At 55.6% G+C, this 12,824-nt stretch carries 9 protein-coding genes; 5 read left to right on the forward strand and 4 right to left on the reverse strand.

The genetic code is table 11. The annotated features are described in order from the left end of the window. Positions 1-27: 27 nt before the first annotated feature. Positions 28-2,808: a flavocytochrome c gene (locus tag FHW71_RS06925; RefSeq protein ID WP_179451206.1), complete on the reverse strand. Its 2,781-nt coding sequence runs from the start codon at positions 2,806-2,808 to the stop codon at positions 28-30. A 605-nt stretch (positions 2,809-3,413) separates the two neighbouring features. On the opposite strand from FHW71_RS06925, the gene FHW71_RS06930 reads away from it, so the two are divergent. Continuing rightward, positions 3,414-4,928: an anion permease gene (locus FHW71_RS06930; protein WP_008102763.1), complete on the forward strand. Its 1,515-nt coding sequence runs from the start codon at positions 3,414-3,416 to the stop codon at positions 4,926-4,928. 164 nt (positions 4,929-5,092) lie between these two features. Then, complete coding sequence (gene fumA, locus FHW71_RS06935) at positions 5,093-6,736, forward strand: class I fumarate hydratase FumA (protein ID WP_008102761.1); 1,644 nt, start codon at positions 5,093-5,095, stop codon at positions 6,734-6,736. A gap of 101 nt (positions 6,737-6,837) precedes the next feature. On the opposite strand, the gene FHW71_RS06940 is transcribed toward fumA, so the two are convergent. Together FHW71_RS06940 and FHW71_RS06945 are read right to left on the reverse strand one after the other, a co-directional pair. Continuing rightward, positions 6,838-7,050: a hypothetical protein gene (locus tag FHW71_RS06940; protein WP_110865967.1), complete on the reverse strand. Its 213-nt coding sequence runs from the start codon at positions 7,048-7,050 to the stop codon at positions 6,838-6,840. A gap of 172 nt (positions 7,051-7,222) precedes the next feature. Continuing rightward, positions 7,223-8,743, reverse strand: coding sequence for an aldehyde dehydrogenase family protein (locus FHW71_RS06945; RefSeq protein WP_008102757.1), 1,521 nt, complete (start codon positions 8,741-8,743; stop codon positions 7,223-7,225). 318 nt (positions 8,744-9,061) lie between these two features. Between FHW71_RS06945 and FHW71_RS06950 the strand changes: the two genes are divergently transcribed. Further along, on the forward strand, positions 9,062-9,625 hold the full coding sequence (locus tag FHW71_RS06950; RefSeq protein WP_008102755.1) for a methyltransferase: 564 nt from the start codon (positions 9,062-9,064) through the stop codon (positions 9,623-9,625). Here FHW71_RS06950 and FHW71_RS06955 read toward each other — a convergent pair. After that, complete coding sequence (locus FHW71_RS06955) at positions 9,613-10,338, reverse strand: glutamine amidotransferase (protein ID WP_179451785.1); 726 nt, start codon at positions 10,336-10,338, stop codon at positions 9,613-9,615. The two genes, FHW71_RS06950 and FHW71_RS06955, sit on opposite strands and share 13 nt — an antisense overlap. Positions 10,339-10,528: 190 nt before the next feature. On the opposite strand from FHW71_RS06955, the gene FHW71_RS06960 reads away from it, so the two are divergent. Then, positions 10,529-11,413 carry an EamA family transporter gene (locus FHW71_RS06960; RefSeq protein WP_008102753.1) on the forward strand — a complete coding sequence of 295 codons (885 nt, stop codon included), beginning with the start codon at positions 10,529-10,531 and terminating at the stop codon, positions 11,411-11,413. 46 nt (positions 11,414-11,459) lie between these two features. After that, positions 11,460-12,821 carry a CoA transferase gene (locus FHW71_RS06965; RefSeq protein WP_179451208.1) on the forward strand — a complete coding sequence of 454 codons (1,362 nt, stop codon included), beginning with the start codon at positions 11,460-11,462 and terminating at the stop codon, positions 12,819-12,821. Positions 12,822-12,824: the final 3 nt, after the last annotated feature.

Consider the following 12,824-nt stretch of genomic DNA (forward strand, 5'->3'; position numbering starts at 1 on the left):
CCCGCACAAGGCGGGCATCTTTACAGCTTAGTGTCCTAACGCCAGTTTAGCCGCGTTATGACCGGCTTTGATACCGAAGATGATGATATCAGCCACTGCGTTACCGCCGATGCGGTTGGCGCCGTGGATACCGCCGACCACTTCACCCGCCGCCCAGGCACCTGGAATCACCTCTTTCTGCGCATCCAGCACCGCAGTATCAGTGTTGATGGTCACGCCGCCCATGGTGTGGTGCACGCCCGGTGCGATACGAATCGCAAAGTACGGTCCTTTATTCAGCGGATGACGCAGCGCGGTTTTACGACCGAAGTCTTCGTCATCCTGCTTCGCCACGAACTCGTTGTAACGACCGAGCGTGGTTTGCAGCGCTTCCTGATCCATGTTGAGTTTCACCGCCAACTCGTGTGGCGTTGGTGCGCTGATGACAAAACCTTTGGCGATGTATTCGTCAGCCGCTTTGTTATTGGCGCGAACCTGCTCATCAAACACGATCCACGCACTCTTCTCTGGCAGCGCGATGATCTCAGCGGAAACTTTGTCACGGGTTTCCATTTCGTTGTAGAAACGCATGCCCGCCTGGCTCACCAGAATCGCCCCGCCGCCGCGCATCGCTTCGGAAATCAGGTACGAGGTGGTTTGCTCAACCGTTGGGTGAATCTGGATTTCGCCCATATCCACGGTATCCGCACCGATGTGTTGCAGCATGGCGATGCCGCTGCCGGTGGCGCCTTTGTGGTTGGTGGTGACGAAACCGTCCAGCTCAGGGCGGTATTTCACCACCATTTCGCGGTTGGCACTGAAGCCGCCGGTCGCCACAATCACGCTTTTGGCGTTGATGATGCGGCTGTCGTTGTACTCATCCACCACTTTCACGCCGGTGACCGCGCCGTTTTCCACCAGAATTTCAGCAACCGAGGTTTCCAGTAGCACTTCGATATTGCGCTGGTTAACGTTTTTCACCAGGCCACTAATCAGGAAGCCGCCGACCGCAGAGCGATCTTCCGGACGGTGCGTACGGTCAATGCTCATGCCGCCGGTGATGGTGATATCGCACAGCTCGATTTCTTTCGCTGCCAGCCACTCAATCGCTTCGGGCGCTTGCTCAACAAACTCGCGCAGCAGCACCGGATTATTTTTGAATTTGCCGCCTTTCAGCGTCTCTTCGTAGAACAGCTCTTTGCTGTCTTCGATGCCTTTCAGCTTCTGATAACGGGTTTCCGCTGCGTTCATACCGACCGAGGCTTTGATGGTGTTACCGCCGATGGTTGGCATCTTCTCGATGATCACCACGCGTGCGCCATCATCATGCGCCTGAATCGCCGCCGCCAGACCGGCACCGCCGGTGCCCACTACCACGACGTCGTAATTGACCGGTGCGTTCGGGTTACCGCCCTCTTCAATCACATACTCTTTGCTTGAGGTGGTCATGGCGCGCGATACCGCTTTTTTCAGCGCTTCACTCTGCGTGGTAGCGCCGGTGATGGCATCCACGTGCGGGCTGTTCGCCACCAGAATGCGTTCACGCAGGCTTTCGAAGGTGCTGGTGAAGTCGACGTCGAGGCTTGGATCCGGCACCAGCGAGATATCGGTGATACGGTCGGTGTCGAGCGTAACGTTGATTTTCAGTTTCAGCGCTTCGGCTTCCACTTTCGCCTGATACACGCCCGCTTTGTATTTACGGCCGGTATCGCTGGTGTCACGGATCATCGCATCCACCAGCGAGAAGCGCCACAGCGGTTCTGGAATGGTCAACTCTTCGCGCTTGGTGCTGTCAATATACAGCTCCATGTGCTGATTCTTGATGACGCGATCGGTCCAGTCCGGATAGGCGATGCAGGCTTTCCCCACCGCCACTAAATCGAAACCGTGCTCCAGCGCGTTCTCGGCATCTTCTTTATTAACGATGCCGCCGACGCCAATCACCGGCACTTTCGCCAGGTTAGGAGAACGTTGCGCCAGATATTTGGTGATCAGCGGCGTTGGGTCTTGAGTATCGACAATCGACGGACGCAGCAGTTGCCCCACCGAGAAGTGCACGTAATCGAGACCGCGTTCCGCCAGTTTCTCCAGCAGGTAAAGCGTGTCGTCCCAGCGGATGCCCGGCACTTCGAGCTCTTCCGGTGAGAAGCGATAACCGATGATGAAGTCTGCCGCGGCAAAGCGGTCCGCCATCTTATGGGTTATTTCCAGCACTTCCAGTGGGAAACGCGCGCGATTGTCGCGGCTGCCGCCCCATTTGTCGTCGCGCTGGTTGGAGTTTGGCGAGTAGAACTGCTGGATCAGATAGGTGTTAGCGCCGTGGATTTCTACACCGTCGAAGCCGGCTTTGATCGCACGGTTCACCGCATCACCAAACTTGGTGATCATCACATCCACTTCTTCTGCAGTCAGCGCCTGAGGTTTGGTGGCACCGTCACGCGGTGCGGCGATAGCGCTTGGTGCGACCGGAGTTTTACCGCCGATCAGCGCCGGTTCCACCATGCGACCGCCGTGATAGATCTGCAGAACCGCTTTAGAGCCTTGCGATTTGATGGCGTGGGCAATTTTCGCCAGACCGGGGATTTTGTTGTCGCTGTCGATACCGAGCGCACCTGGGAAAGCAGGTCCACGGTTATCAATAAAGCAGCACTCTACAATTACGGTACCGATGCTGCCGGCACGCACGCGATAATATTCGACAAGGTCACTGGTAACACCGCCATCGTAATAACCGGTACAGGTGGTCATCGGCGCCATAACCAATCGGTTTTTAAGCACCGCACCTTTCGGTAGCGTAAGCGGATTAAGAATCGGGGTGAGCGTATTCATGATGAGCAACTCCAGAATTAAGAAACTTTGTATTCAATTCTTTGGCGGTTCGGAGACATTTATAATTATTTGAGTGGTCCGATTTCATGGCGTAAATATACCATTTTATTTACTTACATAACCTTATTCGTTAGTTATATAAGTTTTACGCATGGAAATAATATTTGATACCTATTGCTGAAAGTTGCGCTGAGCTAAGTTTTAACCAAGACTTGACAAAAATCAACTTTTTCCTTACATTTAAAACAAATCCAGCCTTATCATAAAGATAAACCGTCTCCTTTCTCTGTTTTTTGCTTGATTTGTGCCGTTTTATTCACCTCACACAGTTAATTTTCACCTAATGGTTCATTTATTAAGGCCTGCATGTTTAAAGCAAAAAAACCACGAATAAATTTTATTGATCTGGATCAAAATAGATATTTTAATTAATCGCATCATAGGCGCATCCATTAGATAATTCGCGCATCAAATTTTGTAAATAGCGATTTATTAAAACTCAGTTTTAAATGTCACGACTAATCTGTTAAAAGAGTTTTGTAACTAAAAAAACCAGCTTGGTTCGGGGCGTATATACGCATTCTCCATAACTTGCAGACAAAACTATGAACACACAAACAACCCAGAGTGAATCCCTCACCGCGCCTCCCGCGGCACCGGGGAAGAAAAAGAACCGCCTGATAATGTTGTGCCTGCCAATTATTGTGGCTGTGCTGTTGCTGCTGGTGCCGACTCCTGCGGGATTGGAACCTTACGCATGGCACTTCTTCGCCATTTTTGTCGGGGTTATTGTGGGACTGATTTTCGAACCGCTGCCGGGTGCCGTTATCGGTTTAACCGGCGTGGTAGTGATTGCGCTGTTCAGCCAGTGGGTGCTGTTTAGCCCGGCAGAACTGGCGGATCCCAAGTTCAAAACCGCTGCGCAGTCGTTCAAATGGGCGGTAAGTGGCTTCGGCAACTCTACGGTCTGGTTGATCTTCGGTGCCTTTATGTTCGCCGCCGGCTACGATAAAACCCAGTTCGGTCGCCGCCTGGCGCTGATTCTGGTGAAATATCTCGGCCGTCGCAGCCTGACGCTGGGTTACGCCATCACCTTCGCTGACCTGTTGCTGGCACCGTTTACGCCATCCAACACCGCGCGCAGTGGCGGTACCATCTATCCAATCATTGCTAACCTGCCGCCACTGTACGGTTCAAAACCCAACGACCCAAGCGCGCGTAAGATTGGTTCTTATCTGATGTGGGTCGCCATCACCGCCGCCTGTATCACCAGCTCAATGTTCCTTTCAGCTCTGGCGCCGAACCTGCTGGCGCTGGCGCTGGTGAAAAGCGTGGTGGGTTTTGAAATCTCATGGGGCATGTGGTTCCTCGCCTTCCTGCCGCTGGGTGTGCTGCTGATTCTCACCATGCCGCTGCTGGCTTACTGGCTCTATCCGCCAGAAGTGAAAGTGAATGACGAAGTGCCGCGCTGGGCGACGGCTGAGTTGGAAAAACTCGGCAAGCTGAAACGTAACGAAATCCTGCTGCTGGGCTTCGTGGTTGCCGCGCTGATGATGTGGATCTTCGCCACCGCATGGATTGAACCGGCAATGGCCGCGCTGTTAGTCATCGTGCTGATGTTGTGGACCGGTGTACTAAACTGGAATGACATCACCAGCAATAAAGCCGCATGGAACACCTTCGCCTGGTTCGCCACGCTGGTCGCCCTGGCTGATGGTTTAGCGCGCGTCGGCTTCATCGCCTGGCTGGGTAAAGAAGGTGCGATGCTGCTGCACGGTTACGACCCACAGGTTTCTGCCGTGGTGCTGTTAATCGCCTTCTACCTGCTGCACTACCTGTTCGCCAGTACCACCGCGCACACCACCGCGCTGCTGCCAGCAATGCTGACTATCGCCGCCTCAATCCCGGGCATCAACATGCCGGTATTCTGCTTGATGATGTGTGTTTCTCTGGGTGTGATGGGCATTATCACCCCGTACGGCACCGGCCCAAGCCCGATTTATTACGGTAGCGGCTATCTGCCAACCAAAGATTACTGGCGCCTGGGCACCATCTTCGGCGCGCTGTTCCTGGTTCTTCTGATGGTTGTCGCCTATCCATGGATGGTGATGATGTTCTGATGATGTTGCTTCGATGTTAAAAACGGAGCCGCGCATTACCGTGAAAATGTTATGATGCTCGCCAGTCAGCCCCTGCGGAGGGCTGGCGAGAGAAAATCGAATAACAGACTGCCTAATTTGTCGCCCGTCATGCTGGCGGGCAACACGAAGCTAAGTGAGCCAACATGTCGAACAAACCCTTCTATTATCAGAATCCCTTTCCTCTCGCCAAAGATGATACCGAATACTATCTGCTGAGCACTGATTACGTCTCGGTGGCCAACTTCGATGGCGAAGAAGTCCTGAAAGTCGATCCCAAAGCGCTGACGCTGCTGGCGAAGCAGGCATTCCACGATGCCTCTTTCATGCTGCGCGCCTCGCATCAGGCGCAGGTCGCGTCAATTCTTGCCGACGACGAAGCCAGCAAGAACGACAAATACGTTGCCCTGCAGTTCCTGCGCAACTCTGAAATTGCCGCCAAAGGCGTGCTGCCAACCTGTCAGGATACCGGCACCGCCATCATCATGGGCAAAAAAGGCCAGCGCGTCTGGACCGGCGGCGGCGATGAAGCCGCACTGTCGCAAGGCGTCTACAACACCTTTATTGAAGATAACCTGCGCTATTCACAGAATGCCGCGCTGGATATGTATAAAGAGGTGAATACCGGCACCAACCTGCCGGCGCAGATTGACCTGTATAGCGTTGATGGCGACGAGTACAAATTCCTGTGCATTGCTAAAGGTGGCGGTTCCGCCAATAAAACCTATCTGTATCAGGAAACCAAAGCGCTGATTACGCCAGCCAAGCTCAAGAACTATCTGGTCGATAAGATGATGTCGCTGGGTACCGCCGCTTGCCCGCCGTACCACATCGCGTTTGTGATTGGCGGTACTTCAGCGGAAGCCACGCTGAAAACCGTCAAACTGGCTTCAACCCACTATTACGATTCGCTGCCTACCGAAGGTAATGAACACGGTCAGGCCTTCCGTGACATTCAGCTGGAAGAAGAGCTGCTGAAAGCCTCGCAGGAGCTGGGTCTCGGCGCGCAGTTTGGTGGAAAATACTTTGCCCACGATATCCGTGTGGTACGTCTGCCGCGTCATGGCGCATCCTGCCCGGTGGGCATGGGCGTCTCTTGCTCTGCGGACCGTAACATCAAGGCCAAGATCAACCGTGAAGGTATCTGGATTGAGAAGATGGAAGACAATCCAGGCCGCTACATTCCTGAAGAACTGCGTCAGCAGGGCGAAGGCGAAGTGGTGCATGTCGATCTGAACCAGCCGATGAGCGAGATTCTGGCGCTGCTGTCGGCCTATCCGGTTTCAACCCGCTTGTCGCTGAACGGCACCATCATCGTGGCGCGTGATATTGCGCACGCCAAGTTGAAAGAGCGCATCGATAACGGCGAAGGTCTGCCGCAGTACATTAAGGATCATCCGGTCTATTACGCAGGTCCGGCGAAGACGCCAGAAGGTTATGCCTCTGGTTCACTCGGCCCAACTACCGCAGGTCGTATGGATTCCTACGTTGACCTGCTGCAAGCCAACGGCGGCAGCATGGTGATGCTGGCGAAGGGCAACCGCAGCAAGCAGGTTACCGATGCGTGTCATAAACACGGCGGCTTCTACCTGGGTAGCATCGGCGGCCCGGCAGCGGTGCTGGCACAGCAGAGTATTAAGAGTCTGGAATGCGTGGAGTATGCCGAGCTCGGCATGGAAGCGATCTGGAAAATTGAAGTGGAGAACTTCCCGGCGTTCATTCTGGTGGATGACAAAGGCAACGACTTCTTCCAGCAGATTCATAACAACTGCGCCGCCTGCGTGAAGTAATCTACGCATCGCGCCGCAAAAAAGCCGTTATCGCGTGATAGCGGCTTTTTTATTGCGATATTTCTGACGAATTGATCATTAAATGAGGCAAAGCAGAAAAGTTAAAAACGGAATTGGCTCTCCAGCTGACGCAATGTTTCCATCCGCTGCGCCGTGGCGATTTCGCGTGCTTTCACTTCCAGCAGCAGGTCAGCATCGTTCTGACCAATCACATACACCGCCTGACGTCCAGGCAGGTTAACAGTAATAATATTTTGCTCCACTCCGTCCAGCATCTCGTCATGCTGTTCCAGGTAGTTATACAACGTGTTCATGGGTTCTCCTTGAAAATAGGTGGGCTATTCTGCCCAATCGCATCCTTTAAACACACAAGACCTGGCTTAAAGATGCCACTTCCATCAGAAGTTTCTGGCGATAGAGTCATCCTGCGGTCGCAAGATGACGAAGAGATGAAAAGGCAGCGAATCACTCCGCTGCCTTTTATCATCAGAAGAAACCAAGCGGTTGCGTGCTGTAGCTCACCAGCAGGTTTTTAGTCTGCTGATAATGGTCGAGCATCATTTTGTGAGTTTCGCGGCCAATTCCCGATTTCTTATAGCCGCCAAACGCCGCGTGCGCCGGATAGAGGTGATAACAGTTGGTCCACACGCGACCAGCTTTAATCGCGCGCCCCATGCGATAGGCGCGGTTGATATCACGCGTCCAGACGCCAGCGCCAAGCCCGTAAATCGAGTCATTGGCGATAGCCAGTGCTTCCGCTTCATCTTTGAAGGTCAGCACGCCAACCACCGGGCCAAAGATCTCTTCCTGGAACACGCGCATGCTGTTATCGCCTTTCAACAGCGTCGGCTGGATGTAGTAGCCGCTGGCAAACTCCTCGCCCACTTTTTCTACGCCGCCGCCGTGCAGCACCTGTGCGCCTTCTTGCTGCGCAATCTCCAGATAGGAGAGGATTTTATCGAACTGCTGCTGTGACGCCTGCGCGCCAATCATGGTTTCGGTATCAAGCGGATCGCCACGTTTGATGGTTTTGATGCGCTTCATCACCGCCGCCATAAACGGCTCAAAAATCGATTCCTGCACCAGCGCACGTGATGGACAGGTACAGACTTCCCCCTGATTAAGGAAGCCGAGCACCACACCTTCTGCCGCTTTCTCAATGAAACTCTCTTCGGCATCCATGATGTCTTCAAAGAAGATATTCGGCGATTTACCGCCCAGTTCAACGGTGGACGGAATCAGACTTTTCGCCGCCAGCTCCAGAATATGACCGCCGGTTGCGGTGGAACCGGTAAAGGCGATTTTGGCGATGCCCGGATGAGACGCCAGCGCTTCGCCCGCCTCTTTGCCGTAGCCGTGCACCACGTTGATCACGCCTGGCGGCAGCAGATCTTTGATCACTTCCATAAACAGCGTGATCGACAGCGGCGTTTGCTCGGCCGGTTTTAGCACCACGCAGTTGCCTGCGCCGAGTGCCGGTGCCAGTTTCCATGCCGCCATCAGTAGCGGGAAGTTCCACGGAATGATTTGACCGACCACGCCCAGCGGTTCATGGAAGTGATAGGCGGCAGTAAACTCATCGATTTCAGCAGCGGTGCCTTCCTGCGCACGCACGCAGCCAGCGAAATAGCGGAAGTGATCGACCGCCAGCGGCAGATCCGCTGCCAGCGTTTCACGCACCGGCTTACCGTTATCCCAGGTTTCGTTGACCGCGATGTATTCCAGATTCTCTTCCAGCCGGTCTGCAATTTTCAGCAGCACCAGCGAGCGTGCCTGCGGTGAGGTTTTGCCCCACGCATCGGCAGCGGCCTGGGCGGCAGCCACGGCGTTATCGATATCGGCACGATCCGAGCGTGGGAACTCGCCAATGGTGGAAGCATTAATCGGTGAGGTGTTGACGAAGTAGTTACCGTTCACCGGCGCAACAAATTCGCCGTTGATAAAGTTGCCATAACGCGATTGCAGAGTAATGAGAGAACCTTGTTCTCCCGGAGCAGCGTAACGCATGGTGTTTCTCCTTGCGGACAGAGTAGCGATTAACAACTATGAAACCTGTTATTAACATTGAGCGATCAACGCCAGCCTGTCAGATCGCAGAAGGGGAAACTGTGACCGCATCGAAGGAAATCCGGCACAGCCCATCGCTTTACGATTTTTCACATTGCCCTAAGTTTCAGCCAGGTCTTGTGTGCCTAAAATGCAGCCTGTGTATCATCCCCAGTTCCGTTACGGAAAATTCCGAGTTTTCCCACTTATGCCGCAAAAAGCGGAACATGGGCGAAATATGTGGTCAATATGAAGCAGGATACTAACCAGGAGAAACAGATGTTGGCTTCAGCCCTGACGTTAATGCGCGCCAAAGCGAACTTTGTTCAGCAATTCATCCGTAACCCGCGCAAAATGGGCAGCATCACGCCCTCTTCCGCCGCGCTGTGCCGCACCATGTGCGATGCGGTGAATTGGGATAACAGCCTGCGTATCGCCGAACTCGGCGCCGGTGATGGCGTACTCACACGCCACGTGCTGTCGCGTATGTCACCGCAAGCTCAGTTGGATGTGTTCGAAATTAGCCCGGAACTGGTGAAAAGCCTACGGGGATTGCCCGATACGCGCATGCAGGTGCGCGCCTGCTCGGCGGAATATCTTGCGGGGGAATATGATGTGATTTTCTCTGGCTTGCCGCTGCTGTCGTTACCGCCCGCCACACGCGACAATATTCTCAGCGCGGTGCATGATGCGCTGGGTCCACGTGGCGTATTCGTGCAGTTTCAATACACCTCGTTCACCCAGCCAAATTTGTCACGCTACTTCACCTGGGAACGCCAGCGGGTGCTGAAAAACATGCCACCCGCGTGGGTTTATCGCTGCACGCGTAATTACGCGCCCTGAACCTGTGCGCGCGGCTGCGGCCGCGTTTGCAGCCAGAAGCGGCGCAGCAGTTCGCGTGACCAATCTTCCCCCGCCAGTTGCGTACCATCGTCACTCACGCCCGCGGGTAAACAGGCGCTCATAATGTCGTGGGTAAATTCCGGATGGAACTGCACCGACAGCGCCTGCGGCGAATAACGCAGAATCTGACAGCCATCCAGCGCCGAGCTCGCCAGCACCTGCGCATGCTGCGGCGGCGTTAGCACCGATTGCCGATGTGACAACCACGCCTGAAATTCACCCGGTAACGCAGCCAGCCACGGATCGTTGTGCGCCTGCGCGCTACGCGTCAGCGGTTTCAGTCCACGCTCCCAGCCATGCGGGTTATCGCCCACTTTGCCACCCAGCGCATACGCCATCAATTGATGTCCGTAACAGACGCCAAGCAGCGGCAGATCCGCTTCCAGCGCGCCCCGAATCCAGGCGGCGGTGCGTTCGCTCCAGTCAGCGTGATCGGTCACCATCGCCCACGAACCACTGAGGATCGCGCCACTGACGCGGTCAAAGGCCGGTAAATCATCACCCAGATGCGGACGCACAATCACATAGTCATCAGGCTGCAATTGCAGCGCGTCGATAAACCAGCGGGGTTGTTCACCAATTTGCGCCACAACCTGCGGCGGCGGAACTTCGAGTTGAATAAGAGCAAGAGGTAAAGCGCGGGTGTGTGTCATGCCGAATACGGTCCTCATTATGGTCGCCTTTCGGACGTCCACTTTGACAGTAAATCAGCGACATGTCTTATTTTTTTCCTGCATAAGCTAATGCTTATGCGAAAAAAGTTTTGTCAGACATGTCCGAAGTCGACGGCTTCATGCCATCATTAGCCGGTGATAATCTTTGTACAGCGTGAAGGAAGACCTTGTGGCAGTGCGGCATTTTTTAATGGTTCTGATGGTGGTTTCCATCTGGGCTTTCAACAACGTGGCGGTGAAGTGGGGATTGCTGGAACTTCCGCCGCTGTTTCTCACCTGGATGCGTTTTGTGGTGGTGGCGATTGTGCTGGTGCCGTTTTGCCGCATCACGCGCGCACAATTGCCGTGGCTGCTGACGCTGGCATTCACCTTCGGCTTTATGCACTTCTCGCTGCTGTTTGTCGGCATGCGCTACACCGATGCCGGCACCGGCGCCATCGTGGTTCAGCTCGGCACGCCGATTGCCATGCTGCTGGCGATGGTGATTTTGAAAGAGAAATTGCGCCTGGTGCAGCTGATCGGCATCGCCATTTCGCTAAGCGGCGTTGCGGTGCTGTCGGGCAGCCCGACCATTCCGGCCTGGTGGGTGCTGTGTATTCTGCTGTGTAGCGCGTTTGGCTGGGCAATCAGCAATATGATTGTGAAAAAATCACCGCCGATAAAACCGCTGACGCTAACCGGCTGGATCTCCTTCCTCGCGGTGCCGATTGTCGGTGCCGCTTCGTGGCTAACCGAATCCAATCAGTTTTACGCATTGAGCCACGCGGGCTGGCGCGGCTGGTTTGGCATTCTGTATAGCGCGCTCGCCTCGTCAATTGTCGCCTATACGCTGTGGTATGCGCTGCTGAAGAAGTACAACGTCAACCTGATCATGCCCTATTCGCTGCTGACGCCGGTACTGGCGGTGTTGATGGGCGTTTTTGTCTTGGGTGACAGCATGAACAGCTTTAAGATTCTCGGCGCCTCGTTAGTGGTGTTGGGTACCGCCATTGCGGTGATCAACCTGCGTAACCTGCGGATGCACGCGCGTTTCCCGCGCTTACGCCGCCGATAATCCGCTCTGCTATGCTTGAGTCTCGCGCGTTATCCGGAGACTCAACATGGATTCTCAACGTGCTGCCGCACTGTGGCAGCAAATGTGGCAGGGATTGCGAGGCGCGGACCCGCTTCCCTCGCCTACTTTTCTCCAGCCCGACACCTTTTCCTCTGCCTTTGCGGTCAGCGAACTGGCGGCCACCAGCATTGGTCTTGCCAGCCAGGCACTGAGCGATCTGCTCGGCCAGGCCGCGCCGGTCAGCATCAATGTCCGTCTCGCCTCGCGCTGGTTTCAGCACAGCCTGATCCCGCTTAATCGACCACCTGCCGCGCTGTGGGATGAATTCGCCGGTGATTACGCCAGCGTCGATGGCTGGATCCGCCTGCACACCAACGCGGCTCATCATCGTGCGGCGATGGAGCGCGTGCTCGGCCAGCATGCTAATCGTGCCGAGTTGGCTGGCGCGGTGGCACGCTGGCCCGCCGCCACGCTGGAACAGGCGGTGATTGATGCCGGCGGCTGCGCCGCGCAGATGCGCAGTGAAGCGCAATGGCTGCAACACCCGCAAGGCCGTGCCGTGCAGCAGGAAGCGCTGATTGCCCAACAGGCCACCGACGCTGCACCCGCGCCAGCCTGGCTATTATCGCCCGCGCGGCCGCTGCTCGGCGTACGCGTATTGGATCTCACGCGCATCATCGCCGGTCCGGTGGCGACGCGTTTTCTCGCCAGCCTCGGCGCGCAGGTGCTGCGCATCGATCCGCCCGACTGGCACGAACCAACGCTGGAAGAGGAGATCACCTGCGGCAAACGCTGTGCGCGGCTTGAGATCAAATCCCACACCGGGCGTGAACAGCTGCGCCAGCTGTTGCAGCACAGCGATGTGCTGGTACACGGTTATCGTGCCGATGCGCTGGAAAAACTCGGCCTGGATGCTGAGACGCGCCGCAAACTCGCGCCGGGCTTAGTGGATGTCAGCCTCAATGCGTGGGGCTGGAGCGGGCCATGGCGCAACCGCCGCGGTTTCGACAGTCTGGTGCAGATGGGCTGCGGCATCGCCGAACAAGGCATGCGCTGGAGCGGCAATAACCAGCCAACGCCGCTGCCGGTGCAGGCGCTCGATCACGCCACTGGTTATCTGATGGCTGCGGCGGTGCTGGAAGGTTTACGTCAGCGGTTGATCAATGGCGCTGGCTGGCAGGCGCGTTTATCGCTGGCGCGCACCGCGCGGCTGTTACAGCAGTTCGGTGCCGCGCCGGAGAATGTGCAAAACGGTATCCACGCGCAGCACGATGACGCGTTGAGCGCGATAGAGATTAATCAATGGGGAATTGCCGAGAGATTGCGTGCCGCAGCGTATTTGCCCGGCACGCCAATGATCTGCGCTACGCCGGGCGTGAAGCTCGGCAGCAGCGCAGCCAGCTGGTAACGG

Source organism: Enterobacter sp. Sphag1F, assembly GCF_014193275.1.
GTDB lineage: Bacteria > Pseudomonadota > Gammaproteobacteria > Enterobacterales > Enterobacteriaceae > Pantoea > Pantoea symbiotica.